22 protein-coding genes, 7 tRNA genes and 1 pseudogene are annotated in these 24,882 nt (G+C 70.7%); 19 read left to right on the forward strand and 11 right to left on the reverse strand.

The window, feature by feature from the left end:
* Positions 1 to 126 (forward strand): annotated as a pseudogene (locus CA983_RS49440) (zf-TFIIB domain-containing protein); the annotation flags it as partial.
* A 92-nt stretch (positions 127 to 218) separates the two neighbouring features.
* Here the strand turns inward: CA983_RS49440 and CA983_RS09240 are convergent.
* From CA983_RS09240 to CA983_RS09260, 5 genes are all read right to left on the reverse strand, one after another.
* Positions 219 to 290 (reverse strand) — tRNA-Val (locus tag CA983_RS09240).
* A 43-nt stretch (positions 291 to 333) separates the two neighbouring features.
* Positions 334 to 405 (reverse strand) — tRNA-Val (locus CA983_RS09245).
* A gap of 25 nt (positions 406 to 430) precedes the next feature.
* Positions 431 to 502: transfer RNA gene (locus CA983_RS09250), tRNA-Val, on the reverse strand.
* A 1-nt stretch (position 503) separates the two neighbouring features.
* A tRNA-Cys gene (locus CA983_RS09255) sits at positions 504 to 577 on the reverse strand.
* Between the two features lie 38 nt (positions 578 to 615).
* Positions 616 to 688: transfer RNA gene (locus tag CA983_RS09260), tRNA-Gly, on the reverse strand.
* A 177-nt stretch (positions 689 to 865) separates the two neighbouring features.
* On the opposite strand from CA983_RS09260, the gene CA983_RS09265 reads away from it, so the two are divergent.
* From CA983_RS09265 to CA983_RS09275, 3 genes are read left to right on the forward strand one after another with little or no spacing between them, the layout of a single operon-like run.
* The gene (locus CA983_RS09265; protein WP_086600389.1) at positions 866 to 1,909 is read left to right on the forward strand and encodes a chorismate-binding protein; all 1,044 of its coding nucleotides are present in this window, start codon (positions 866 to 868) and stop codon (positions 1,907 to 1,909) included.
* On the forward strand, positions 1,906 to 2,727 hold the full coding sequence (locus tag CA983_RS09270; RefSeq protein WP_086600390.1) for an aminotransferase class IV: 822 nt from the start codon (positions 1,906 to 1,908) through the stop codon (positions 2,725 to 2,727). The genes CA983_RS09265 and CA983_RS09270 overlap by 4 nt, the downstream gene beginning before the upstream one ends.
* Positions 2,728 to 2,780: 53 nt before the next feature.
* A complete protein-coding gene (locus CA983_RS09275; protein WP_086600391.1) occupies positions 2,781 to 3,605 on the forward strand; it encodes a GNAT family N-acetyltransferase in 825 nt (274 codons plus the stop codon).
* Positions 3,606 to 3,639: 34 nt separating this feature from the next.
* Here the strand turns inward: CA983_RS09275 and CA983_RS09280 are convergent, their stop codons facing one another.
* Positions 3,640 to 4,179 (reverse strand): DsbA family protein, encoded by a 540-nt coding sequence (locus CA983_RS09280; RefSeq protein ID WP_086600392.1) that lies wholly within the window; start codon positions 4,177 to 4,179, stop codon positions 3,640 to 3,642.
* 162 nt (positions 4,180 to 4,341) lie between these two features.
* Between CA983_RS09280 and CA983_RS09285 the strand changes: the two genes are divergently transcribed.
* Together CA983_RS09285 and CA983_RS46650 are read left to right on the forward strand one after the other, a co-directional pair.
* Positions 4,342 to 4,791: a hypothetical protein gene (locus CA983_RS09285; protein ID WP_086600393.1), complete on the forward strand. Its 450-nt coding sequence runs from the start codon at positions 4,342 to 4,344 to the stop codon at positions 4,789 to 4,791.
* 152 nt (positions 4,792 to 4,943) lie between these two features.
* Positions 4,944 to 5,120 carry a hypothetical protein gene (locus CA983_RS46650; protein ID WP_167407346.1) on the forward strand — a complete coding sequence of 59 codons (177 nt, stop codon included), beginning with the start codon at positions 4,944 to 4,946 and terminating at the stop codon, positions 5,118 to 5,120.
* 83 nt (positions 5,121 to 5,203) lie between these two features.
* On the opposite strand, the gene CA983_RS09290 is transcribed toward CA983_RS46650, so the two are convergent.
* Together CA983_RS09290 and CA983_RS09295 are read right to left on the reverse strand one after the other, a co-directional pair.
* Complete coding sequence (locus CA983_RS09290) at positions 5,204 to 5,764, reverse strand: CGNR zinc finger domain-containing protein (protein WP_086600394.1); 561 nt, start codon at positions 5,762 to 5,764, stop codon at positions 5,204 to 5,206.
* A gap of 333 nt (positions 5,765 to 6,097) precedes the next feature.
* Positions 6,098 to 6,511, reverse strand: a complete 414-nt coding sequence (locus tag CA983_RS09295; protein ID WP_004002642.1) for an SsgA family sporulation/cell division regulator — start codon at positions 6,509 to 6,511, stop codon at positions 6,098 to 6,100.
* A gap of 191 nt (positions 6,512 to 6,702) precedes the next feature.
* On the opposite strand from CA983_RS09295, the gene CA983_RS09300 reads away from it, so the two are divergent.
* From CA983_RS09300 to CA983_RS09330, 7 genes are all read left to right on the forward strand, one after another.
* The gene (locus CA983_RS09300) at positions 6,703 to 7,161 is read left to right on the forward strand and encodes a TIGR02611 family protein (RefSeq protein WP_086600395.1); all 459 of its coding nucleotides are present in this window, start codon (positions 6,703 to 6,705) and stop codon (positions 7,159 to 7,161) included.
* A gap of 78 nt (positions 7,162 to 7,239) precedes the next feature.
* Positions 7,240 to 7,311: transfer RNA gene (locus CA983_RS09305), tRNA-Val, on the forward strand.
* A gap of 413 nt (positions 7,312 to 7,724) precedes the next feature.
* The gene (locus CA983_RS09310) at positions 7,725 to 9,014 is read left to right on the forward strand and encodes an ABC transporter substrate-binding protein (protein ID WP_086600396.1); all 1,290 of its coding nucleotides are present in this window, start codon (positions 7,725 to 7,727) and stop codon (positions 9,012 to 9,014) included.
* Positions 9,014 to 10,015, forward strand: coding sequence for a carbohydrate ABC transporter permease (locus tag CA983_RS09315; RefSeq protein ID WP_167407347.1), 1,002 nt, complete (start codon positions 9,014 to 9,016; stop codon positions 10,013 to 10,015). Before CA983_RS09310 ends, CA983_RS09315 begins: the two co-directional genes overlap by 1 nt.
* On the forward strand, positions 10,012 to 10,893 hold the full coding sequence (locus CA983_RS09320; RefSeq protein ID WP_086600397.1) for a carbohydrate ABC transporter permease: 882 nt from the start codon (positions 10,012 to 10,014) through the stop codon (positions 10,891 to 10,893). The genes CA983_RS09315 and CA983_RS09320 overlap by 4 nt, the downstream gene beginning before the upstream one ends.
* Before the next feature lie 7 nt (positions 10,894 to 10,900).
* Positions 10,901 to 11,491, forward strand: a complete 591-nt coding sequence (locus CA983_RS09325; RefSeq protein WP_086600398.1) for a hypothetical protein — start codon at positions 10,901 to 10,903, stop codon at positions 11,489 to 11,491.
* Positions 11,492 to 11,604: 113 nt separating this feature from the next.
* Complete coding sequence (locus tag CA983_RS09330; protein WP_086600399.1) at positions 11,605 to 14,346, forward strand: exo-rhamnogalacturonan lyase family protein; 2,742 nt, start codon at positions 11,605 to 11,607, stop codon at positions 14,344 to 14,346.
* A gap of 18 nt (positions 14,347 to 14,364) precedes the next feature.
* Here CA983_RS09330 and CA983_RS09335 read toward each other — a convergent pair whose 3' ends face one another.
* Positions 14,365 to 16,905, reverse strand: a complete 2,541-nt coding sequence (locus CA983_RS09335; RefSeq protein ID WP_425276438.1) for an SCO7613 C-terminal domain-containing membrane protein — start codon at positions 16,903 to 16,905, stop codon at positions 14,365 to 14,367.
* A 97-nt stretch (positions 16,906 to 17,002) separates the two neighbouring features.
* On the opposite strand from CA983_RS09335, the gene CA983_RS09340 reads away from it, so the two are divergent.
* Together CA983_RS09340 and CA983_RS09345 are read left to right on the forward strand one after the other, a co-directional pair.
* Positions 17,003 to 17,449 (forward strand): SRPBCC family protein, encoded by a 447-nt coding sequence (locus CA983_RS09340; RefSeq protein WP_086600401.1) that lies wholly within the window; start codon positions 17,003 to 17,005, stop codon positions 17,447 to 17,449.
* 39 nt (positions 17,450 to 17,488) lie between these two features.
* Positions 17,489 to 17,560, forward strand: a tRNA-Val gene (locus CA983_RS09345).
* Positions 17,561 to 17,630: 70 nt separating this feature from the next.
* Here CA983_RS09345 and CA983_RS09350 read toward each other — a convergent pair.
* On the reverse strand, positions 17,631 to 18,356 hold the full coding sequence (locus CA983_RS09350) for a 3'-5' exonuclease (protein WP_086600402.1): 726 nt from the start codon (positions 18,354 to 18,356) through the stop codon (positions 17,631 to 17,633).
* A gap of 169 nt (positions 18,357 to 18,525) precedes the next feature.
* On the opposite strand from CA983_RS09350, the gene CA983_RS09355 reads away from it, so the two are divergent.
* From CA983_RS09355 to CA983_RS09370, 4 genes are all read left to right on the forward strand, one after another.
* Positions 18,526 to 19,092, forward strand: a complete 567-nt coding sequence (locus CA983_RS09355) for a DUF4365 domain-containing protein (protein ID WP_059420406.1) — start codon at positions 18,526 to 18,528, stop codon at positions 19,090 to 19,092.
* Complete coding sequence (locus tag CA983_RS09360; RefSeq protein WP_086600403.1) at positions 19,089 to 20,324, forward strand: hypothetical protein; 1,236 nt, start codon at positions 19,089 to 19,091, stop codon at positions 20,322 to 20,324. Before CA983_RS09355 ends, CA983_RS09360 begins: the two co-directional genes overlap by 4 nt.
* A gap of 92 nt (positions 20,325 to 20,416) precedes the next feature.
* Positions 20,417 to 22,393, forward strand: coding sequence for a threonine--tRNA ligase (gene thrS, locus CA983_RS09365; RefSeq protein WP_086600404.1), 1,977 nt, complete (start codon positions 20,417 to 20,419; stop codon positions 22,391 to 22,393).
* 89 nt (positions 22,394 to 22,482) lie between these two features.
* Positions 22,483 to 23,043, forward strand: coding sequence for an HIT family protein (locus CA983_RS09370; RefSeq protein WP_086600405.1), 561 nt, complete (start codon positions 22,483 to 22,485; stop codon positions 23,041 to 23,043).
* A gap of 137 nt (positions 23,044 to 23,180) precedes the next feature.
* Here CA983_RS09370 and CA983_RS09375 read toward each other — a convergent pair whose 3' ends face one another.
* Positions 23,181 to 24,848 carry a hypothetical protein gene (locus CA983_RS09375; RefSeq protein WP_107500211.1) on the reverse strand — a complete coding sequence of 556 codons (1,668 nt, stop codon included), beginning with the start codon at positions 24,846 to 24,848 and terminating at the stop codon, positions 23,181 to 23,183.
* Positions 24,849 to 24,882 lie beyond the last annotated feature (34 nt).

The raw sequence follows: 24,882 nt of genomic DNA on the forward strand, positions 1-24,882 counted from the left end.
GCTCCACAGGCCTACCCTGCCCCTCCGGCCCCGGCCTGGGGCGCCCCGCACGCCGGCCACGGGCACCATGGCCACCACGGTCACCACCGGCAGAAGAGCTTCGGGCGCATGCTGTTCTCGTCCTGACGCCAGGACCGCGACACGACGATCGCCAGACAGCGATCGCCACACGACGAAGCCCCCGGCCGATGCGTACGGCCGGGGGCTCCGGTGTGATGTGGACGATACTGGGATTGAACCAGTGACCTCTTCCGTGTCAGGGAAGCGCTCTCCCGCTGAGCTAATCGTCCTCGGGACCATGACCACTGACTGCAGCGGATCATGGGGACTGCGTGCGCGATACTGGGATTGAACCAGTGACCTCTTCCGTGTCAGGGAAGCGCTCTCCCGCTGAGCTAATCGCGCGGGTCGGATCTTCGAGCAGATCCAGTGGACGATACTGGGATTGAACCAGTGACCTCTTCCGTGTCAGGGAAGCGCTCTCCCGCTGAGCTAATCGTCCTTGGAGGTGGAGACGGGATTTGAACCCGTGTAGACGGCTTTGCAGGCCGTTGCCTCGCCTCTCGGCCACTCCACCAGGAGTGTAGGGAACCGGGAAGATCCCCACTTCCTTCGAGCGGACGACGAGGCTCGAACTCGCGACCTCAACCTTGGCAAGGTTGCGCTCTACCAACTGAGCTACGTCCGCTTGTCGTTTCGGCCCGCTCTCGCGGCCCGGCGACGAGTTGAACTCTAGCGGATTCCGGGGCCAGTACAAAAACGCGTTTGTGCAGCGTGCTGCGCTTCCCCTGCTCAGGGCGGTCACAGAGCCCACGAGGGGACATCCCCCGGTCACCCGCGGGACACCCGCCATAGACTCGACTGCGTGCTCGACCTCCCTCCCCTCGCCCGCTTCGGCGACCGTGTCGCCACCGGGCTCCTCGACGTCACCGACGATCCCGAAGCCCTGGAGTCCAGCGGTTTCTGGGCGGTCTGCGCCGATTTCGAGGGCCGCCTGACCTGCGCACGCTTCCGGGACGTGCGGAAGGCGGCCGTGCCCGCCCCCGTGCCCGGCGTGTGGCGGGGACCGGCGGCGAGTGACTGGACGTCATCGCTCGACCGCGCCGCGTACACGGCGGCGGTACGGCGGATCCGCGAGCACATCGCGGCCGGCGAGGTCTACCAGGCGAACCTGTGCCGGGTGCTGTCCGCGCCCGTCGCACCCGGCGCCGATGTGGACGCCCTCTCCGCGCTGCTGGCCCGCGGCAATCCGGCACCCTATGCAGGAACGATCCGCCTGCCCGGTCACGGCGTGGAGATCGCCACCGCGTCCCCCGAGCTGTTCCTGCGGCGCGACGGACGCGTCGTCGAGTCGGGGCCGATCAAGGGCACCGGCCGTACCGAGGCGGACCTGCTGGAGAAGGACTACGCCGAGAACGTGATGATCGTGGACCTGGTCCGCAACGACATCGGGCGGGTCTGCGCCACGGGCAGTGTGACGGTGCCCGACCTGTGTGCCGTCGAGAAGCATCCGGGGCTGGTTCATCTCGTGTCGACGGTCCGCGGCGAGCTGGGGGAGGGCGCCGGCTGGGCCGATCTGCTCGCCGCCGCCTTCCCGCCCGGCTCCGTCACCGGCGCGCCCAAGTCGAGCGCGCTGCGGATCATCGACGCGCTGGAGACGGCGCCCCGGGGGCCGTACTGCGGGGGGATCGGCTGGGTCGACGCCGACCGGAAGGCCGGTGAGCTGGCCGTCGGCATCCGTACCTTCTGGATCGACCGGGCCGACGGTGTGCTCCGCTTCGGCACCGGCGCCGGCATCACATGGGGCTCCGATCCCGAGGGGGAGTGGCGGGAGACCGAGCTGAAGGCGGCCCGGCTGCTCGCGATAGCGTCGGGAGCGTATGAGGTGAGTGGAGAGGACCTGACGTGAAGATCTGGCTCGACGGTGGCTTGCAGGACATGGAGTCCGCCCGCGTCTCCGTCTTCGACCACGGACTGACCGTGGGCGACGGCATCTTCGAGACCGTGAAGGCCGTGGACGGCCGGCCGTTCGCGCTCACGCGGCACCTCGACCGGCTGACCCGGTCGGCGCGCGGCCTCGGACTGCCCGACCCGGACCACGACGAGGTACGCCGCGCCTGTGCCGCCGTCCTCGAGGCCAACCCCATGCCGCTCGGCCGCCTGCGCATCACGTACACCGGCGGCCACGGCCCGCTCGGCTCCGACCGCGGCGAGCACGGCCCAACCCTCGTCGTCGCCGTCGGCGCGACCACCCGCCGCCCCGACTCCACCGCCGTGATCACGGTCCCCTGGACGCGCAACGAGCGCGGCGCGCTCACCGGCCTGAAGACCACCTCGTACGCCGAGAACGTCGTCGCCCTCGCCCGCGCCCGCGAACAGGGCGCTTCCGAGGCCCTGTTCGGCAACACGGTGGGACAGCTGTGCGAGGGCACCGGGTCGAACGTCTTCGTCGTCCTCGACGGCGAGATCCACACGCCGCCGCTCGCCTCGGGCTGTCTCGCGGGCATCACGCGCGCGCTGGCGATCGAATGGACCGGGGCCGAGGAGACGGACCTGCCGCTGGACGTCCTGGAGCGGGCCGACGAGGTCTTCCTGACGTCCACGCTGCGGGACGTCCAGGCCGTGCACCGGGTCGACGGCCGTGAGCTGCCCGGCGCGCCCGGCCCGGTGACCGCCAAGGCCATGCGGATCTTCGAGGAGCGGTCGGGGGACGACCTCGACCCCTGACGACCCCGCATATTCGGCTGACCAGGGGCGTGGTTGCGGGTAGAACACCCCTGATGACCACGACCCTGCGGCCGACCGAGCCGCTTCAGCAGAACGCCGACGGGACGCGCTCACGCCGCTACCAGGTGTGCGTGAACAGCCGTCCCGTAGGGGCGATACACCTCGGCACGCATCCCGTGTTCGGCGACACCGTGGCCCGGATCATGAAACTGCGCATCGACGAACCGGACCGCGGACGCGGCCGGGGGACCGTGGCCGCGCTCGCCGCCGAGGAGGTGGCGCGCGGCTGGGGGTGCCGCCGTATCGAGGCGACCGTGCCCGCCGACGCCGCCGCGGCGTTCCGGCTCGCCACCGCGCTCGGTTACGTCGTCCGCAACCGCGGCATGGAGAAGCCCCTCGGCGACACCCCGCCGCAGCTGCCGGAGGGCAGCCGTGCCCGGCCCATGACCGAGGCGGAGTTCGGCCCCTGGCTGGAGAAGGGCGAGGAGGACTATGCGCACAGCTGGGTCGAGCGGGGCGTTCCGGAGGCCGAGGCCCGAGCCAAGTCGGAGCGGGACCACGCCACCCTGCTGCCCGACGGCCTCGCCACCCCCGGCACGCTCATCAGCGTCCTGGAACATGAGGGGACGGCGGTGGGCGTGCTGTGGCTCGCGCTGCGCGCGGACAGCGCCTTCGTCTTCGACGTCGAGACCCACGCCGCCCACCGCGGCAAGGGGCACGGCCGCACCCTCATGCTGCTGGCCGAGGCCCAGACTATCGTCGAGGGCAGGCGCGCCATCGGCCTCAACGTCTTCGCCGGCAACACCCCGGCCGAACGGCTCTACGCGTCGCTCGGCTACGAGACGAAGCTGTACGCGATGTACAAGCCGCTGGTGTAGCGGCCGGGCAGGGACGGGGGCGGGTACTTTCGGGTCAGCCCTGCTGCTCCTGCTCCTGCCCGGCCGCCAGCAGCCGGTCCGCGATCTGCTCGATCCGTTCGCGCAGCCCCTCCTGGCTCTTGCCTCCGTCGAGCCGCTCACCGGCGATGACGTACGTCGGGGTGCCGGTCACGCCGATCGCCTTGCCCTCGGCCTGGTCGGCGTCCACGATCAGGATGTGCCGGCCGTCGATCAGGGCGGTGTCGAACTCCTCGGCATCCATGTCCAGTTCGCGGGCCAGCTCGACCAGGAAAGGTTCTCCCTTGCGGCCCAGCTCCTCGACCCGCCCCAGCAGCGCCTCGGCGTACTCCCAGCCCCGGCCCTGCTCCCATGCCTCCTCCGCGGCCTGGGCGGCGGCGAAGGCGTGCTTGTTCTTCTCCAGGGGGAAGTGCCGCAGCCGCAGCTCCAGGCGGTGGCCGTAGCGGGCGCGCAGGGCACGGAGGTCGTCCAGCGCGGTGCGGCAGTCCGGGCACTGGAGGTCGCACCAGACCTCGAGGACGGGGGCGGCGGCAGGGGCGTGGGAGGAGTCGCTCATACCGACATTCTCCCAGGCCGTACACCCGCACCGGCACCTGCGGAGGAGGCGACCCGGAGATGTCCCTGATGTCGGGCCGGGGCATGGCCCCCCGGGGTACGGCGGGTGCAGGATGGAAGGGACGAAGTGCCCTGTTCGACCGCGCCACGCCTGGAGGACCGGATGATTGCCGAGACCGTCTGCTCCGCCGTGTCCGCGGCAGGCCTGGGTATTGCGGCCATCACGGCGTACCGCAAGCGCTTCCTCGCGGCGACCCGTATCGCGGCGTACTCGCTCGTGCCGATCGGCCTCGTCATGACGGGCGTCGTCGAGTGGCTGGCCGACACCGCGTTCAGCCTGACCGCCTGGGCGGGCTTCGGGGTGCTCGGTGTCGCGTGGCTGCTGTTCATGACCACGCGTGCCGTGGAGCGCCGCCGCGGCGGCACCCGCAAGGAGCGCAGGGCGGCCCGCGCGGCGGCCCAGCCGGATGCTGTGGCTCCGGCGGCCTCGGCACCCTCCCTTGGTCAGGGTCAGGGCCAGGGGTCCCGCCCGGCCACCCGGCCCGCGACGGCATCCCGGGGCGACGACGACTTCAGCGACATCGAGGCCATCCTCAAGAAGCACGGCATATGACGACCGCGGGTCGGCCGAATCGTCACAGTGTGTCCGAGGGTGCGCGGAAGTGATCACAACCTGAACCGGACCTCACGGAATCGGCGCACTCCCGCACGGAACGAGGCCGCTGATCGCGTCCGGCCCGGCGACTGCGTCATCATCGCCGCGAGATGCTGGACACGACGAATCAGAGCGACCCCGCGCCGCCGCAGGACAAGCCACGTCCCCGGCAGGACGAGCCCCGTGGTTGCCTCTTCGCCCTTTCCCAGCCACCGCTGATGATCTTCCTTGCGGTGATCGGGAGTCTGCTGCTCATGGCCTCGTTGCACGATCTGCTGTTGCTGTGAGCCGTACCCGCGGTACCCGGCGCCACCCGCCGGGACCGCGTCGGCATCGACGATCCGCCCGTCGATCGTTCCGGCGGTGGCGGTCAGCCCGCCGCTTCCTTGCGACGCGCCCGGTACGCGGCCACATGCAGGCGGTTCCCGCAGGTGCGGCTGTCGCAGTACCGCCGCGAGCGGTTGCGGGACAGGTCGACGAAGGCCCTGCGGCAGTCGGGTGCCTCGCACCGCCGCAGCCGCTCCTGCTCCCCGGCGACCACGAAGAAGGCCAGTGCCATCCCGCAGTCGGCGGCCAGGTGGTCGGCGACGGAGGCGCCGGGCGCGAAGTAGTGCACATGCCAGTCGTAGCCGTCGTGGTCCGTGAGCCGGGGTGTGGTGCCGGCGGCCGCGACCAGCTCGTTGATCAGGCCGGCGGCGGTCCGGGCATCGGGGGCGGCGAAGACGGCGGCGAACCGGCCGCGGATCTTCCGCACCGCGGAGAGGTCGAACTCCGAGAGCACTCCGACATCGCTGATCTCGTGGTTTCGTACGAAGTCCGCGAGTGTCGCCACGTCCGGCAGCCCGTCCGCCGCCGTGTCGTCCTCCGGTGCGGTGTTCACCAGATCGACCACGGTTTCGAGGGCGCACCGGGTGTCGTGGGTGATCAGCACGATTCGCTCCCTGGCCTGGGGGTCGGGCAGGCGCCCGCGGATGCTGGCCGATGGTAACGGCTCCACCACCGCCGGACCGCCCTCACGCCCGCACATGGCTTCGAATACAACGCCGCCGGGCGAGCCATGGTTCCCGCCCGCCCTCCGGACGGCAGGAGGCCCGCCACTGCGAGATCCGCCGGGCGGCACGCCCGAGCGTCCGGCGGCATACGCGAGCCGGCGCCGCCCCGCGTGATCCGCGGTGCCGACGCCGGTGTATCCCGTATGCGGTTGTCCGAGCCCGAGCCGTCTCCCCGAGTCGACGGCGCCGGGCGGCTTTGTGAGGGCCTCGCCCTAGCTTTCCGCCAGGATGTGCGAGAGCTCCTGATCGAGGTCGAAATGCCGGTGCTCCGTGCCGGGCGGCACGGCGGCGTCGGTCCGCTTCAGGAAGGACTCCAGGGCCCGTGCCGGGGCCTCGAGCAGGGCCTCGCCCTCCGGCGAGCTCAGGGCGATGCACACGACGCCCTGACCGTGACTGCGCGACGGCCAGACGCGGACGTCGCCGGTGCCCGTAGGGCGGTGAAGTCCCTCGGCGAGGAGGTCGCGGGCGAACACCCACTCGACGGTCTCCTCGGCTCCGGTGTGGAAGGTGGCGTGCACGGCGTAGGGGTCGGCCGTGTCGTACCGCAGGCCTGCGGGGACAGGCAGGGAGGACTCGCTCGACACAACGAGGCGCAGGTGCAGCTCGCAGCTGACCGTGGTGTTCATAAGCGCCAGGGCCTTTCGCTCAGTGTGCGCTCGGGGATTCGCACGTCGGCGAAATCGACATGCCACCTACGGTGCCGTTGTAAACCCCTCTGAGTGTTTTGCGTGTGTTTACGTAACTCTTCCGGCCGAGAGATCGTTCGCACCGTGCGTCCATTCCGGTGACTGGTTTCGCTCGGGTAGTGTTTGGCCGTATGAATACGGGGAGTGACGAGCCGGGCGAGGTGGCCGTGGCGCCGGACGAGACGGGGACGGACGAGGAGCGCAGCGAGCAGGAGCGGGGGCTCGGCTCGCGGGCGCCGGAATTCATCAAGGCGCGCCGCCTGCTGCACGTGAGCTGGCAGGTCGGCGTCTTCATCATCGGGCTCGCGGTCGTCGTGACGGGCATCATCATGCTGCCCCTGCCGGGGCCGGGCTGGGTCGTGATCTTCGGCGGCATGGCGATCTGGGCGACCGAGTTCGTGTGGGCCCAGTTGGTGCTCCGCTGGACCAAGCGGAAGGTCACGGAGGCCGCACAGCGCGCCCTCGATCCCAAGGTGCGGCGCCGGAACATCATCCTGACGACCATCGGGCTGGTGATCGTGGCCGTACTGGTCGGTATCTATGTGTGGAAGTTCGGCATGGCCATGCCGTGGAAGATCGAGAACCAGTGAGCCGCGGCGGGGGTGCCGGTGCCGGCCGGCGCTGGTCACAGGCACCCCCTGACATGGGGTAATCTTCTTCCTGCGTCCGGGCGATTAGCTCAGTGGGAGAGCGCTTCGTTCACACCGAAGAGGTCACTGGTTCGAACCCAGTATCGCCCACCCGGATCGGCGGCCCATCTGCGATTGCGCAGGTGGGCCGCCGTCGTTCGGGTGTCCGTCGTCACGGCTGCCGGATGCCCCGCGTGCCGTTCTCCTCCAGGGTCGGCTGACGGAAACCGGCCACCTTGTGCGCGGCTCCACGCCACCCACCCCGGCATCGTCTTTCGGTCGCTCCCGAAACCCGGGGGAGCGGCCCCGCCCCGTTCGGCCGGCCGACCACACCGGCCCGACCAGTGACGTCGGCCCGGCGGACCGGGCGCGCCCCCGCCCCGTCCGGCCTCGCCTCCGGCCCGTTCGGTAAGAAATTCTTGTCCGAATCATTGACGCACCCTCAGCCCCTCCGTAACTTGTGCCAGCAAGCGCTTACTTGAAACGATTCATGCGAGCGGGACGACGTGCGGGGAGGTCCAACCGTGGTGAACGGCAGGAATGTTGAGAGACGTACGATTCTGAAGGCGGCCGGGGCCACGGCGGCCACGCTGGGGCTGGCCGCGACCACCGGCTGCGGCGGGGACGGAGGGACCTCCGCGGACGGGACGGTGACGATCCGTTACGCGTGGTGGGGTGCGGAGGACCGCGCCGAGCGCATCAACAAGACCATCGCGCTCTTCGAGAAGAAGTACCCGAAGATCAAGGTGAAAACGGACTTCCAGCCTTATCTCGACTTCTGGAAGAAGTTCAACACCCAGGCTTCCGGCGGAAATCCGCCGGACGTCTTCCAGAATGCCGTCGGGTTCCTGCGCAAATACGACGCGAAGAACGTGCTGCTCGATCTCAGCGAGCAGGCCAAGGCCGGCAACCTCCGGATGGATGGATTCCGCGCCGGGCTCGAGAAGTTCGGCGAGATCGACGGCAAACTCCTCGGAGTCCCGGTCGGTTCCAACTCGATGGCCCTGGTCATCGACAAGCCCGTCTACACCAGGGCGGGCGTGAAGCCCGAGATGGGCTGGACCTGGGACGACTTCGACGCGGCGATGAAGAAGATCCGCGACAAGACGGGCCGCGCCGGCGACAGCGGCATGTACGGCGTCATGTACCTCTACGACCTGTACCTGCGTCAGAACGGCAAGGCCTTCTTCACCGAGGACGGGCTCGGCTTCACCGAGGCGGACCTGACGGACTGGTGGACGAAGGCCAAGAAGGGCGTGGAGGACGGCCGCTACGCCGACGCCAAGAAGGTCGCCCAGATCAAGCCCAAGTCCGCGGTCACCGCGGAACTCGCGGGCGGCGAGTTCACCTGGGACAACTTCACCGTCCGCTACACCGCCGAGGGCAAGAGCGAGTACGCCCTCGCTCCCATCCCGACCACGGACGGCAAGAAGACCGGCCAGTACCTCGGCTCACTCATGCTGAGCGCCTCCAAGCGCACCCAGCACCCCAAGGAAGTGGCCCAGTTCATCGACTTCATGGTGCACGAGCCCGAGGTCGCCAAGATCATGGGCTACGACCGGGGCGTGCCCGCGACGCAGGCCCAGTACGACGCCTACAAGCCGACCGACGAGGTCAACAAGGCGATAGCCGCCTACGAGGAGTCGCTCGTCGAGGCGGGTGTCCTGGAGCCCATCACCCCGCACCCGAACGGCGCGGACATCTGTGAGTCCGCCTTCCTGCGCATCGCCGAGGAACTCGCCCTGGGCAAGCGGTCGGTGGACGAGGCCGTCAAGCAGTTCTTCACCGAGTCGAAGACGGCTCTCGGCAGCTGATGGGAACCACCGTGACACACGCCCCTGCGATGGAGGGCCTGTCCCAGGACTCCGAGCCGCGGCACGGTCCGGTGAAGCCCGAGCGCCCCGCCGCCCTCAAGCGGCGGCGGCGCCGGGAGAACCTGGCCGGCTATCTCTTCATGTCCCCCTGGATCGCCGGGTTCCTGCTGCTCACCGCGGGCCCGATGATCGCCTCGCTCTACTTCGCGTTCACCGACTACAACCTGTTCGACGCCCCCAAGTGGATCGGCCTCGACAACTTCTCCGAGATGTTCGGCGATCCCCGCTGGCGCCACTCGGTGCAGGTGACGCTCTGGTACGTCGCCGTCGGAACGCCGCTCAAGCTGCTCGCGGCCCTCGGTGTGGCCCTGCTCCTCGCGCAGAAGCGGCGCGGGCAGGCCTTCTACCGGGCCGCCTTCTACGCGCCGTCGCTGATCGGCGCGAGCGTCTCCGTCGCGATCGTCTGGAAGGCGATCTTCTCGGACGACGCCATCGTGGACCGTGTCCAGAAGACCTTCGGGATCGACGTCGGCGGCTGGACCGGCGACCCGGACATGATCATCTACAGCCTGGTGGCGCTCACCGTCTGGCAGTTCGGCGCGCCCATGGTCATCTTCCTGGCCGGCCTCAAGCAGGTCCCGCGCGAGCTGTACGAGGCGGCCGAGGTCGACGGGGCCGGCAAGCTGCGTCGGTTCTGGAACATCACGCTGCCGATGATCTCCCCGGTGCTCTTCTTCAACGTCCTGCTGGAGACGATCCACTCCTTCCAGATCTTCAGCTCGGCGTACATCGTCGGCGGCGGCGCCGGAGGCAACGCCTGCGGTCCGGCCGACGGCTCGATGGTCTACACCTGCTACCTCTACGTCCAGGGCTTCGAGAACAGCCGGATGGGTCTGGCCTCCGCCATGGCCTGGATGCTGCTCGTCGCGGTCGCCCTGGTGACGGCGGTGCTGTTCTGGTCCCAGAAGCGCTGGGTGCACTACGAGGAGGGCGCCCGATGAGTGCGCAGGCCACCGACGCCACCCCACGAGCGGGCGGCCTCCGGCACAAGCTGCCCGGATCCCTCGCCTGGCACATCGGGTCCCTGCTGATCCTCGCGGTGATCCTCTATCCGGTGATCTGGGTCATCGGCGGCTCCCTCAAGGAGAGCGACGACATCGTCGGCAGTCTGGACCTCCTGCCGGGCGACCCCATCCTCGACAACTACAAGAGCCTCGCCGACGGCGTCGCCGACATCTCGATCTCCACCTTCTTCTTCAACTCGCTCTTCCTCGCTGTCGGCTCGGTGATCGGGATCGTGGTGTCCTGCTCGCTGACGGCGTACGCCTTCTCGAGGATCAGGTTCGCGGGCCGCAATCTGCTGTTCACGCTGATGATCGGGACCCTCCTGCTGCCGTACCACGTGCTGCTGATCCCGCAGTACGTGCTGTTCCGCAACATGGGGATGATCGACACGTACACCCCGCTGCTGCTGGGGAAGTACCTGGCCACGGAGGCGTTCTTCGTCTTCCTGATGGTGCAGTTCATGCGCAACATGCCCAAGGAACTCGACGAGGCGGCCCGCCTCGACGGCTGCGGGCACTTCCGCATCTACTGGTCGATCATGCTGCCGCTGTGCCGCCCGGCCCTGATCACCAGCGCGATCTTCACGTTCATCAACTCCTGGAACGACTTCATGGGCCCGCTGATCTACCTCAACGAGCCCGACAAGTACACGGTCTCCCTCGGCTTGAAGATGTTCGTCGACCAGGAAGGGCTGGCCAACTACGGCGGCATGATCGCCATGTCGTTGGTCGCCCTGCTGCCGGTGCTCGCTTTCTTCCTGGCCTTCCAGCGCTATCTGATCGACGGCATGGCGACGTCCGGTCTGAAGGGCTGAGGTGAGCATGGCTGGGACCCGAGTGAAGGCACGGGGGGAGTCGGCCTTCGCCRAGCGGTTCGGGGTGTTCGCCGAGTGTCTGCTGACGGGGGTGTGGATCGCGGTGGCCTCGCTGGGGGTCGTCACGTATCCCGCCGCCTTCGCCGCCGGCGCGCGGCACCTGCGGCGCCGTACCGCGCACGAGAGCGGTGGCTGGCGGGAGTTCGTCGCCGACTTCCGTACGGCCGTGCGCGGCGGGTGGCTCGCCGGGCTCGCCGGGTTGGCGGCGGTGGCCGCCGTCTGGGTGGACGTCCAGGCGGTCCGTGCGGGGATTCCCGGCGGGCCGCTGGTCGGGGCCGTCGGAGTGGTCGCGCTGATCGGCCTGGTCGTGGCCGGGCTGCGCGCGGCGGCGGTCTGGGAGCCGGACGCCCGCTGGCGGACCCTGCTCGCGGCCGCCTGGCGCCGGACGGTCCTCGACCCGGCCGGGTCCTTCCTGATCATCGGCGGGCTGGCCGTGGTGGCCGTGTCCGCCTGGTTCACCGCGCCGCTGGCGGTCCCCGTCCTCGGGGCCGTCGCGGCGGCGGCCGTCGCCGTGGAGGAGCGGTACCGGCACCGCTGACCGGCGGTGCCCTCGTCCCAGGCCGGCGCCCCGGGCGCCGCGCATCTCACTGTCATGCCCCTGACCAGCGCACGGATGTGCTTCCCGCACGGACAAGGAAAGGCAGCCTCTCTATGTCTCCCATCCCCCGCAGGAACCTCCTCAAGGCGGCCGCCGTCGCCGGAGCCGCCGCCCAGTTCAGCTGGGCACTGGGGACACAGGACGCGCAGGCCGTCCCCAGAGCCGAGCCCGCCGACGCCGACCCGGTGACCCTGGACTGGCTGGAGGGCGGCGGCCTCGGCGCGGCCCCCGGCTCCACCGTCGGCGTCCCCTGGCCGAAGGGTGCCTACCAGAAGGACCAGACGTTCGCGCTGACGGACGCGGGCGGCAAGGCCGTACCCGTGCAGTCGTGGCCGATCGCCTACTGGCCCGACGGCTCCCTCAAGTGGACCGCCCACGCGGTCGGTTCGGGCGACGGTAAGCTCACCCTCACCGCCGGTACGCCCGCCGCACCCGAGAACAAGGTCACCGTCGACAAGCGCGGCGGCACCATCGACATCTCCACCGGCGTCATCACCGCGAAGATCGGCAAGTCCGGCTCCACGATCGTCAAGTCGGTCACCCGGGGCTCGACGGAGATCGCCAGGAACGGCCGGCTCGTGCTGATCCGCCAGCCCGAGATCGAGGACGAGGACCAGGGCGCGGTCAAGACCGAGCGCTTCGACGGCGCCGTCGACAAGGTCACCGTCGAGCAGGAGGGCCCGGTCCGGGCGGTCGTCCGCATCGACGGCAAGCACCGCAAGGGCGGCCGCAGCTGGCTGCCCTTCTCCATCAGGCTCTACTTCTACGCGGGCGCCGAGTCGTTCCGCATGGTCCACACCGTCACCTTCGACGGCAAGCAGGAGCCCGGGAAGGCGAGCGGCGACTTCATCCGCGGGCTCGGCGTGCGCTTCCAGGTGCCGATGCGGGACGCCGCGTACGACCGGCACATCCGCATCGGCGGCGACGGCACCGGCCTGCTCCGCGAGGCCGTCAAGGGCATCACCGGTCTGCGCCGCGACCCGGGAGCGGCCGTACGCACGGCCCAGTTCGAGGGCAAGAAGCTGCCCGACCCGTCCACCTGGGACCAGCGGGTCACCACCCGCCTCCAGTACATCCCCGAGTGGGGCGACTACACCCTCTCCCAGCTCTCCGCCGACGGCTTCACGGTCCGCAAGCGGACCAAGAAGGGCCACGGCTGGATCGGCGCGGGCGGCGGCAAGCGCGCCAGCGGCTTCGGGTACGTGGGCGGCGCGAGCGGCGGCTTCGCCTTCGGCCTGAGGGACTTCTGGGAGAAGTTCCCCGCTCAGCTCGACATCCGCGACGCCCAGACCGACACCGCCGAGGTCACCCTCTGGCTCTGGTCGCCCGAGGCGCAGCCCATGGACCTGCGCTTCTACCACGACGGCATGGGCCAGGACACCTACCCGGAGCAGCTCGAAGGCCTCAACATCACCTACGAGGACTACGAGCCCGGCTTCGGCACCCCGTACGGCATCGCCCGCACCAGCGAACTCCTCTTCTGGGCCCACGAGTCCACGCCCGGCGCCGAGGCCATGGCCCGGCAGGTCGAGGCCGTCAGGACGCCACCGCAGCTCGCCGCCCCGCCCAAGCAGCTCATCAAGGCGGGCGTCTTCGGCAAGCTCTTCTCCGAGCCGGACCGTTCCACCAGCGCCAAGGAGAAGATCGAGGACCACCTCGACTTCCTCTTCACCTACTACAAGGACCAGGTGGAGATGCGCCGTTGGTACGGCTTCTGGGACTACGGCGACATCATGCACAGCTACGACCCGAGCCGTCACCAGTGGTGCTACGACGTCGGCGGCTACGCCTGGGACAACTCCGAGCTCTCGCCCGACCTGTGGCTCTGGTTCGCGTACATGCGCTCCGGACGCGCCGACATCTTCCGCTTCGCCGAGGCCATGACCCGGCACACCGGCGAGGTCGACGTCTACCACCTCGGCAAGTGGGCGGGCCTCGGCACCCGGCACGGCGTCCAGCACTACGCGGACAGCGCCAAGCAGCAGCGCATCGCCAACACCACGTACCGCCGCTACTACTACTTCCTCACGGCGGACGAACGCGTCGGCGACCTCATGCACGCCAACGTCGACTCCGACGAGACGTTCCTCGTCCTCGACCCCATCCGCAAGATCCGCACCGAGCCGTACACGCCCGACCGCAACGCCCTGTCCATCGGCTTCGGCACCGACTGGAGCGGACTGGTCTCCGCCTGGCTCACCGAGTGGGAGCGGCGCGGCCCCAAGTGGGAGAAGGCCAGGGCGAGGGTGCTGTCCACCATGGAGACCATCGCCGCCCAGCCCAACGGCTTCGTCCAGGGCGACGCGCTGTACGACCTGGACACCGGGAAGTTCGCCGTCGCCAAGGAGCCGAAGGTCGGCGTCTCGCACCTGTCGGCCATGTTCGGTCTGGTCGAGCTGTGCGCCGAGCTGATCGACCAGGTCGACATGCCGAAGTTCAAGGAGGCGTGGCTCGACTACTGCCGCTACTTCAACGCCACCAAGGCCGAGCAGAAGGCCCGTTACGGCTCCGACTTCGGCTCCCTGCTGCTGTTCCAGGGCCACTCGCGGCAGGACGCGTACGCCGCCGTCCAGACGGGCGACGACAAGCTGGCCGCGCGCGCGTGGCAGCAGTTCTACAACAGCCGGGACACCTGGGACTACAAGGAGTCCACCGACTGGTCCACGAAGAAGATCGAGGGCCCGACGGCACTGGTCCCCGGCAGCGAGGCGGCCTGGGTGTCCACCAACGCCACGGCCCTGTACGGCCTGGCGGCCATCCAGAACCTGGCGTTGGTCGGCGACAGGATGCCGTAGCCGTTCCCCGGCAGAGGGCTAGGTCATCCTCCCCAGGACCTCCCGCACTCGCCGGACGTCCCGGATCCGCTGCTCGTACGTCGCCCCGAGTGCGAGCAGCAGGAGTCCGGCGAGGGCGGGAGGCGCCCAGCGGGGGAGTGCCCCGGTCACCTGCACGACGTACGGGGCGAGTTCGTGGAGCGCGACCAGGGCCAGCACCGAGCCGCCGAGCACCAGTGGCGCCTGGAGGCGGTGCCGGGCACCCAGCAGGGTGACCAGCAGTGCCGCCGTGCCCAGCAGCAACGGCCGCGTCCAGTGCGGGTCGCCCCAGGCCGCGAGAAGGCTCGGCAGGAGCGTGGCGGCGAGTCCGGGTCCGTACGCCGTCCAGGAGGAGGCCTGCGGGTCGCGGCGCCTGCGCAGGGCGCCGACGAGCAGCGCCGGAACGGTCACCGGGAGCGTGTACGCCTCGGGTGTGCCCACCTCCCACGCGGCCAGGCGCACCCAGGCGGCCAGCACGAACAGGGCCGCGGCCGCGTAGCCGGCAGGACGGCGTTCCGGACGCAGTGCCGTGCCCGCGCTGATCACGCCGCACAACGCCAGCACCAGGGCGAGCAGCGGCGGATCGGTGACCGCGAGGCCCATGGCGAGCAGGCCGGCGGCGGCTCCCACGGCCTCGACCGGCACCGTCGCCCGCTGCGCACCGAGACGCGGCGCGAGCAGGGCGGCTGCCGCGGGAACGGCCAGGACCAGCAGGGCGGTCCGGGCCGGCGGCCAGTCCACGGCGGCGCCCGTCGCCGAGGCCAGGGCGGCGGCGTACACGAGGGCGGCCGGAGCCGTGACGCAGGCCAGGTTCGTCCGCCACGAGGCCGAGGCGAACAGGGCCGTCAGCACCGACAGCACCACGAGTGTCGCGGTCTGGGAGGCGAGGGAGGCCAGGGCGAGGCTGACGGAGGTGGTGAGGGAGAGCAGGAGGGCGGTGAGCCGCGCGGCGGAAACCGTGACCCGGCCCGCGTACAGGGCAGCCGCTGTCATGACCCCCAGGACCACCATCCCGGCGACGTACGGAATCCCGACGACCGCCGGAAGCGTCAGTGCCGTGGCCCACACCAGGCCCAGTGCGCCGATCCGGGCCCGCGAACGCCACTGCTCCGCGCGGCTCACCAGGGCGAGCACGGCCGCGACGGCCAGCAGCACGACGGGAGCCGTCGCCGCGTCGGGCGGCCAGGGCGCCTCGACGGTCACGGCGGCCCGGGCGTCCGACGGCGCGCCGCTCCACGCCCGGCCGATCCAGCCGGCCGGCCCCAGCACCACCACGGCGACGACGGGCAGCGCCCACAGCACGGCCAGCGCCTGCACGCCTGCGGAGGCCCAGGCGAACCCGAGCCGCACCGCGTCCGGCAGCCGCCCGGCCCGCACCACCGCCAGCAGGACGATCCCGCAGACCAGGTAGGCCGGAACCGTCCACATCTCCGGCAGCCACGAGCGGGCCGTCCCGCCGAACGCACCGACGGCGAGCAGGCCCGAGACGATCGCGAGACCGAGGGCGTGTTTCGCGCTCGGGCCTTGCCAGGGCGCGTCCGCGCTTGAACCCGAGCCGGGGCCCGTACCCGAGCCGGGGCCCGTACCCGAGCCCGAGCCCGAGCCGGAGCCCGAGCCCGAGCCGGAGCCCGAGCCCGAGCCCGAGGCGGAGCCCGAAAGCGAACCCGCGCCCCACCAAGCCGCACCCACCGCGATCGCCGCCGCGAGAAGGAGAAGCCCCCCGGCGCGCGCCGCGGCGCTCGGGGTGTCAGCCGCCAGGGACAGCCAGCCGGCGGTCAGGACGCCCAAGGTGCCCGTGGAGTACGCCCCGACCACCGCGGTGATCCGTACCGAACCGGTCCTCAGCCGCAGCGCGGCCACCGTGTCCAGCCCGGCCGTCACCAGTAGCGCGGCGCTGATCACGTACGCACCCGCGTCGGCGGACAGGGCCCACAGCAGCAGCGGGAACTGGGCCGCCGCCAGTCCGCAGGGCAGGGGCAGTCGCAGCGCGGCCGTGGCCGGCAGCAGACCGTACGCCGACCAGATCCCCGCCAGCACCGCCGTCGCGGCCGCCGCGTACCCCGTCCCGTCCGTCCCGGCGAGAGCGGCCTCGTGCAGGGCGTAGGCGTCCAGGACGGTCAGTGCGAGGCCCAGCCCCGCCACGGACTCGGCCGTCGAGCGCAGCCCCCGCTTCAGCAGGAGCGCCGGCACGGCGAGCGCGGCCAGCGTGACCGCGCCGAGCACCAGCGCCCGCCCGGTGATCCCCATGTGTCCCCAGCTGACCAGCGTGAACACCGCCGCCGCGAGCGTGAGCAGCACACCGCCGAGCACCAGCAGCACGTTCTGCACGCTGGGCGCGGCGGTTTCCGGGCGGGACCATGCGACGGGTGGCGGCTGCGTCCGCGCCTGAGCCCAGGCCTGCTGCGGTTGTTGCCGTGCCTGTTGCAGGGTCGCGACCAGCCAGGCGCGACGGGCCAGCAACTGGGTGCGGCGGGAGTCCAGTTGCCGGAGTTCGGCATCGAGGAGCCGCAACTCCTCGGCCGGGGGCGGAAGGTGGTTCATGACCGGCAGTGTGGTCCGCGTCACCCCGTACGGCATGAGTGCGGGTACTCAGGCGCGTACTCATACAGCCCGCACCGCACGTGGGCAGACTGCGGTCATGGACTGGAACCACTACCGTTTCCGCAGCGTGTGGACCCTGCCCGCGCCGCCCGCCCCCGTGTACGAGGCGCTGGAGCGCGCCGAGGACTACCCCCGGTGGTGGCGCCAGGTCCGGGAGGTGACCCGGCTCGACGACACGACGGGGGTGGTCCGGGTCCGCTCCGTCCTGCCGTACGACATGACCTTCACGGCGCGGGAGGTGCGACGGGATCCCGCGGCCGGCGTGCTGGAGATCGCCCTGTCCGGTGACATGGAGGGCTGGGCGCGCTGGACGCTCACAGCGGACGGGGTGGGGACTCTCGCGCGGTACGACCAGGTCGTCGACGTCCGCAAGCCGCTGCTGCGGCGGCTCGCCGTGCCGTGCCGGCCCGCCTTCCGGGCCAATCACCGGCTGATGATGCGCACGGGAGCGCGCGGACTGGCCAGGCACCTCAGAACGGTTTGAAGGAAGCGTGCCGGGACCTGTATTGTTCAGTGCGTTCCCGGGCGATTAGCTCAGTGGGAGAGCGCTTCGTTCACACCGAAGAGGTCACTGGTTCGAACCCAGTATCGCCCACCGGAAACAGCCGGTCCGTCGCAGACGGACCGGTTTTTTCATGCCCTGCGCAGGCGTCCCGCCCAGGTGCTCAGGCCGCCGCCGGCAGGTCCGGGCGCAGCGGCCAGGCCGGGTCGACCGCCTCCTCCACACCGCTGCGCGCGAACCACGCCTGGAGCCCCCGGGCCTGCGCCGCGTGCCACACCGCCTGAAGCGTGTGCAGCTCACCGGGGCCGAGGCGCTCCAGCCGCGACGCGAAACGGCGGCCCACCGCCCGGGTGACCTCCAGCGCCGCCACGGCGTCGGCCGCCGCGTCGTGCGCGCCCTCCAGGGCGACCCCGTAGTGCGCGCACAAGTCGGTCAGGGTGCGGCGGCCCTTGCGGTAGCGGTCCAGGTGCTTGTCCAGGACCCTCGGGTCGAGCACGTACAGCGGCGCCGACTCGAACCAGCGGCTCAGGGCCGAGGCGCGATGCCGACGCAACTCCCGGTCGAACAAGGTCAGATCGAACGGCGCGTTCATCACCACGACCGGGCGGCCGACGTGCGCCTGCTCGGCGAGCGCCTCCGCTATCTCGAACATCACCGGCGCCGGCCACCGGCCGTTGCGCTGGAGGTGTTCCTCCGTCAGCCCGTGCACCGCCGTCGCCTCGGCGGGCACCGGCACGCCCGGGTTCACCAGCCAGCGGCTGACCCGCGGCCGGACGCCCGGGGCGTCCTGGACGACGACGGCGGCCGACACGATGCGGTCGGTCTCGACGTCCACGCCCGTCGTCTCCGTGTCGAAAGCGGCCAAAGGCCCCTCGTACCAGCACGTCATACCCACACAACCCCTCGTTCACCTTCGGCAGTTGACGCACCGTCCACCGCCCGATTCGGTGATACCCGGGCTGTTTGCGCCGTACGCCGGAAGGAGACAACAGGAGTACGGGTCCGCGCAGTTCAGCGGCCCGCAGCGGGGACTCACTTGTTCTGGAAGGCTGTTGGCCATGGCCATAGCGCAGCCCGAACGGGGCGGGCTGCTGCCCGAGCGCACGGCTCCCTCTCGCGGCACTCTCGCCACCACCGCCTGCATGGAGACACTCCAGGTCGGCTATCTGCACGCCGTCGCGGCGGCCGCCGGCTGCTCGCTCTCCCAGCCGTTCCCCGACAACGGCATCGACTGGCACGTCAGCCACAGCGCCCCCGGGCACACGGTCGACGACGAGGTCACCATCAAGGTGCAGCTCAAGGCCACGTACCAGGTGCCGCCCAACCCGCCGGGCCGCACCTTCGCCTTCACGCTCGACAACGACCACCTGGCCAAGCTCGCCCGCACACCGGTGTCCGTGCACAAGATCCTGGTGGTCATGCTGGTGCCGCGCGCCCAGGACGACTGGCTGCGCGCCGGCCACGACCGGCTCGACCTCAGGCACTGCTGCTACTGGACCAACCTCGCCGGCCAGCCGATCACCGGCCGCCGCCGCACCACCGTGCGGATACCGACTTCACGCATCTTCGACGACCGGGCGCTGTGCGAGATCATGACGCGGGTCGGGACGGGAGGGAAACCGTGACGCACCGCCCGACCGAGGAGCCACTGAGGCCCGTGCGGCCCCACCCCGTCGACACCACCTGGACCGGCGCTCCGCCCGAGCCCGTGGACGTCGACCCGGCCGTGCTCAGCGCCCTGCTCCGCCGGCACGGCTGGCAGCGGCGCGGCGGCGCCCCGGGCCGCTACGGCCGCTGGACCCCGCCCGGCCCCGGCGGCACCGGCACCAGCCTCCTCGTGCCCGAGAGCCGCGCCTTCCCCGACAGCGACGACCTGCTCGGCGAGGCCCTGCTCGCCCTGTCCCGCAGCGGCTCGCCCTCCGCCCGCGAGGTCCTCGTCTCCCTCGCCGTCCCCAGCGACGAGATCCGCTGGTGGCACGACGTCCCCGCCGGGCCCGCCGGTGCGGCGCCCTGGACCGTCGAGGACCGGCTGCGCACCGCCGCCCGCCGGATGCTGCTCGCGGCGGCCCTCGCCACCCGCGCCCGGGCCGGCTACCACGGCGCCCGGCACCGGCGCTCCGCCGCCGCGTCCCTGGACAGCGTCCTCGTCGGCTCCGCGACGGACGGCCGGCTCACCGCCTTCGTGCCCGTCGACGGCGGCCGCCCCCTCGCCGTCCGCCTCCACCAGGCCCTCCACGCCGCCCGTGAGGCCATCGACTACCAGCGTGCCGCCGGCGGCATGGACGCCTTCGACGCCGCGGTCGAGGCGGGGGTGAGCCACGAGCTCACCGAGGCCCTCGTCGCCCTGGTCCGGGGCACGGAGGGCGCCCGCATCGCCGTCGAGTGGGCCCCGGCCGCCGGTGTGCCCGAGGGTTGCGCGCCCTCCGCCGAGCCCGTGGAGTTCTCACCCGGCGACCTGCCCGTGCTGCGCGAGGCGGGCGCCCGCTACCTGCGCGAGGAACCCTCCGTACCGGTGCGGATCACGGGAGCGGTGGTACGGATGCGCAGGCCGGGGCCGCGCGGCGAGGGCACGGTACGGCTGCGGGTGCTGGCCGGGGCCGACGTACCGAACGTCCGGATCACCCTCGACGAGGAGGCCTACCGGATCGCCGGCCACGCCCACCTCGTCGGACTGCCGGTGCGGCTCCAGGGGCGGCTGGAGAGCCGGGGCGGATTCCGGCGCATCACCGGCGCCCACGGTGTCGTACCGGTGCAGGTCGACGACGCCGAGCGGGACCGCCTGATGAAGGCGCTCCAGGAGAACGCCGGGATGGCGGCCTTCTTCGAGGAGGCCTGCGGAGGGGACTGCGGGGACTGATTTCGCGGTGGGCGGTCCGGGGTCGGTACGATCCATACTCGTGCGCGCGCTCCGGTATGGCGCCGCGACCCACCTTCAGTCAGGAGAGACCGGTGTCAGACGTCCGTGTGATCATCCAACGCGATTCCGAGCGGGAAGAACGCGTGGTGACGACGGGCACTACGGCCGCCGAGCTCTTCGCCGGCGAGCGCTCGATCATCGCCGCGCGCGTGGGCGGCGAGCTCAGGGACCTGTCGTACGCCCTGTCCGACGGCGACGAGGTCGAGGGCGTCGAGATCTCCTCCGAGGACGGCCTGAACATCCTGCGCCACTCCACCGCGCACGTCATGGCACAGGCCGTGCAGGAGCTCTTCCCCGAGGCCAAGCTCGGCATCGGCCCGCCCGTCAAGGACGGCTTCTACTACGACTTCGACGTCGAGAAGCCGTTCACGCCCGAGGATCTCAAGGCCATCGAGAAGAAGATGCAGGAGATCCAGAAGCGGGGGCAGAAGTTCGCCCGCCGCGTGGTCACCGACGAGGCCGCCCGCGAGGAGCTGGCCGACGAGCCCTACAAGCTGGAGCTGATCGGCCTCAAGGGTTCCGCCTCCTCCGACGACGGCGCGGACGTCGAGGTCGGCGCCGGCGAGCTGACGATCTACGACAACCTGGACGCCAAGACCGGCGAGCTCTGCTGGAAGGACCTCTGCCGCGGTCCCCACCTGCCGTCGACCCGCGCCATCCCGGCGTTCAAGCTGATGCGCAACGCGGCCGCCTACTGGCGCGGCAGCGAGAAGAACCCCATGCTCCAGCGCATCTACGGCACCGCCTGGCCGACCAAGGACGAGCTGAAGGCGCACCTGGAGTTCCTCGCCGAGGCCGAGAAGCGCGACCACCGCAAGCTCGGCAGCGAGCTCGACCTGTTCTCCATCCCGGAGCAGATCGGCTCCGGCCTCGCCGTCTTCCACCCCAAGGGCGGCATCATCCGCCGGGTCATGGAGGACTACTCGCGGCGCCGCCACGAGGAGGAGGGCTACGAGTTCGTCTACACCCCGCACGCGACGAAGGGGAAGCTCTTCGAGACCTCGGGCCACCTGGACTGGTACGCCGACGGCATGTACCCGCCCATGCAGCTCGACGAGGGCGTGGACTACTACCTCAAGCCCATGAACTGCCCGATGCACAACCTGATCTTCGACGCGCGCGGCCGCTCCTACCGTGAACTGCCGCTGCGCCTCTTCGAGTTCGGGACCGTGTACCGGTACGAGAAGTCGGGCGTCGTGCACGGCCTGACCCGGGCCCGCGGCTTCACCCAGGACGACGCGCACATCTACTGCACCCGCGAGCAGATGTCGGAGGAGCTCGACAAGACGCTCACCTTCGTCCTCGGCCTGCTGCGCGACTACGGCCTGACCGACTTCTACCTGGAGCTGTCCACCAAGGACCCGGAGAAGTTCGTCGGCTCGGACGAGGCCTGGGAGGAGGCCACGGAGACCCTGCGCCAGGTGGCGGAGAAGCAGGGCCTGCCCCTCGTCCCCGACCCGGGCGGCGCCGCCTTCTACGGCCCGAAGATCTCCGTCCAGACCAAGGACGCCATCGGCCGCACCTGGCAGATGTCGACCATCCAGCTCGACTTCAACCTGCCGGAGCGCTTCGACCTGGAGTACACCGGCCCGGACGGCGCCAAGCAGCGCCCGGTCATGATCCACCGCGCGCTGTTCGGCTCGATCGAGCGCTTCTTCGCGGTGCTCCTGGAGCACTACGCGGGTGCCTTCCCGGCGTGGCTGGCCCCGGTCCAGGCGGTCGGCATCCCGATCGGCGACGCGCACGTCGAGTACCTGGAGAAGTTCGCGGCGGCGGCCAGGAAGAAGGGCCTGCGCGTCGAGGTCGACTCCTCCTCGGACCGGATGCAGAAGAAGATCCGCAACGCCCAGAAGCAGAAGGTGCCCTTCATGGTCATCGCGGGCGACGAGGACATGTCCCACGGGTCCGTGTCCTTCCGCTACCGCGACGGCTCCCAGGAGAACGGCATCCCGTTCGACGAGGCCATCGCGAAGATCGTGAAGGTCGTCGAGGAGCGGGCGCAGGTCTGACCGCACGGCGTCACCGCGGCCTGACCGCACGGCGTACGGGCCCCTGGGAGAACCCGGGGGCCTTTGCCGTACCCCCAGCTCCACGCCATATGCTGCACTGCATGACGAGTGAGCCGGAGCAGCAGCTGGGAGTAGGGACGCAGGACGCGTTCCAGCGTCTGTGGACGCCCCATCGGATGGCCTACATCCAGGGTGAGAACAAGCCGAGCGGCCCGGGCGCCGGCGACGGCTGCCCCTTCTGCTCCATCCCGGCCAAGTCCGACGAGGACGGGCTGGTCGTCAGGCGCGGCGAGCAGGTCTACGCGGTGCTCAATCTGTACCCGTACAACGGCGGGCACCTGATGACCGTGCCCTACCGGCACGTCGCCGACTACACCGACCTCACGGCGGGGGAGACCGCCGAGCTCGGCGAGCTCACCAAGCAGGCGATGACGGCCCTGCGCACGGCCTCCGGCGCCCACGGCTTCAACATCGGCATGAACCAGGGCTCGGTCGCCGGCGCGGGCATCGCGGCGCACCTGCACCAGCACATCGTGCCGAGGTGGGGTGGCGACACGAACTTCATGCCGGTGGTGGGACATACGCGGGTGCTGCCGCAGCTGCTGGCGGACACGAGGAAGATGCTGGCGGAGGCCTGGCCGACCGGTTGAGCCCGGCGGGGTCGGGCTTTTCAGCCCGTCCGGCGTGTGAGGACGAGGCCGTTCAGGCCGATGGGGGTCCGGGGGCGCAGCCCCCAGGGACAGCAGCACTCACCGGCCCGCAGCTGAACGGCTCGACCGCCGGAGGCCTACGCGTCGTACACATCCGCCTTCTTCGGTGAAGCCTCCTGCACCGCCCCGCTGAGCGCAGCCGACCTGGACCCGAACTTCTCCACGTCCACCCCGTTCTCCCGCAGTACCTTCAGCGCCGCCGCATGCACCACACGCAGCACAGGCGTAGCCGCCCGCAGCGCGTCGTCCGCCATGAACCGATGCCGCCACGGCTGGTCCGCCCACGCGTGCCGCAGACCGAACGGCTCCGGAAGCGTCAGGCTGCCGCCGAGCCAGTTCAGCAGCGGCGGGTACCAGGTCAGCGGGGCGCGTGCGGCCAGCCGCACCACCTCGTCGGCGTCGATCAGGGGCATCTTCACGGTGCGGGTCTCCCAGAAGCGGAGGGCCTTCTGGACCGTCTTCTCCTTGGCCGCGGGCTTCTCGTTGAACAGCGGGTTGATCGGTCCCAGGGCGTGACCGGTGACCTCGATGCGCAGGGTGTCGTGCAGCACCGTCACCGTGATCAGCATCGTGATGACCAGGTGACCGTCCCAGAGGGTCCACTGCACGCCGAGATAATGCCGGTCGCCGCTGCCGAACTGCTGCTTGTTGCAGATGTCCTGTATGGCGTGCGTCCGGACCGTGTACGCGTCGACGTCCGCGCCGCTCGGCCGGGACACCTCCGTCGCCTTCTCGCCGATCGGTGTGACGACCCAGTGCGTGATGGACGGCTTGGTGAAGCCGCCGGTGTTGATGGACGTGCGCTCCAGCATGCCCAGGCCGCCCTGGATCGCGACGATGACGTCCCAGCTGCGGAAGGGGTGGAAGTCCTTGCCCGGCTCGGCGGACACCAGCTCCTCGGCCAGCTGCCAGCTGCCCCACCGCGTGCCCATGCCGAGTATGCCCTTGGGCCCGGCGTAGAAGACCGAGTTGGACCGCTGCTCGGCGCTCAGGCGCGCCAGCTCCTTGCGGACCTGCTCGGCCGCGTCGCCGGGGTTGCCCGGGACGGCCTCGGGGATCTTGGCGCCCACGCCGCCGCCCGACAGCATGCTCGACCAGCGCTCCCGCAGGTCGAGCGCCGTCCGCTCGCAGACATGCTTGGCCCAGAACCAGCCGACGACCGGCATGATGATSGCCGCGCGCGCGTACAAGCCCCAGAAGCCCGTGAACGGCATGCGGATCAGGAACAGCACGGCGAGCGCGCCCACCGCGACCAGCAGGGTCGTGGCGAGGGCGCCGGCGCGCTTGTCCTCGCGCTTGGCCATGGTGGTGCGCAGCGTGAACACCAGCAGCCACACGAAAAAGCCCGGCAGGAAGAGCACTCCGCAGATCACCGTGATCGCCGAGAGCCGGTTGTCGCGGTCGCGGCGGATGCGGTGGGCCGCCAGACAGTGCTCCACGACGACCTGGGGCTCGATGCCGAAGGACTGGATGACCGGCTTGCGCCCGGCGCCGAGCATGCGGTCGATGACGGCGCGGGAGAAGGCCTCACCGAAGTTGGGGCGGAAGATCTTCGCCCAGGAGCGCGGTGGGGTCACCTTCGACTGGTGCCACTCGTTGTCGGCGTTCAGGATCTTGGTGACCTCGTCGTCCCGGTACGCCGCCGCGGCCAGCGCGTAGGTCGCCGCCGTCTGGCCGGCCGATCCCGCCAGAGGCACCTGTGCCCCCGGGCTGAAGTCAAATCCGTCCGTCACTGCCGCCCCCATCGCTGCCGCTTCCGCATCAAGCGGCCTTCCCGAC

It is taken from the genome of Streptomyces swartbergensis (genome assembly GCF_002148965.1).
GTDB lineage: Bacteria > Actinomycetota > Actinomycetes > Streptomycetales > Streptomycetaceae > Streptomyces > Streptomyces swartbergensis.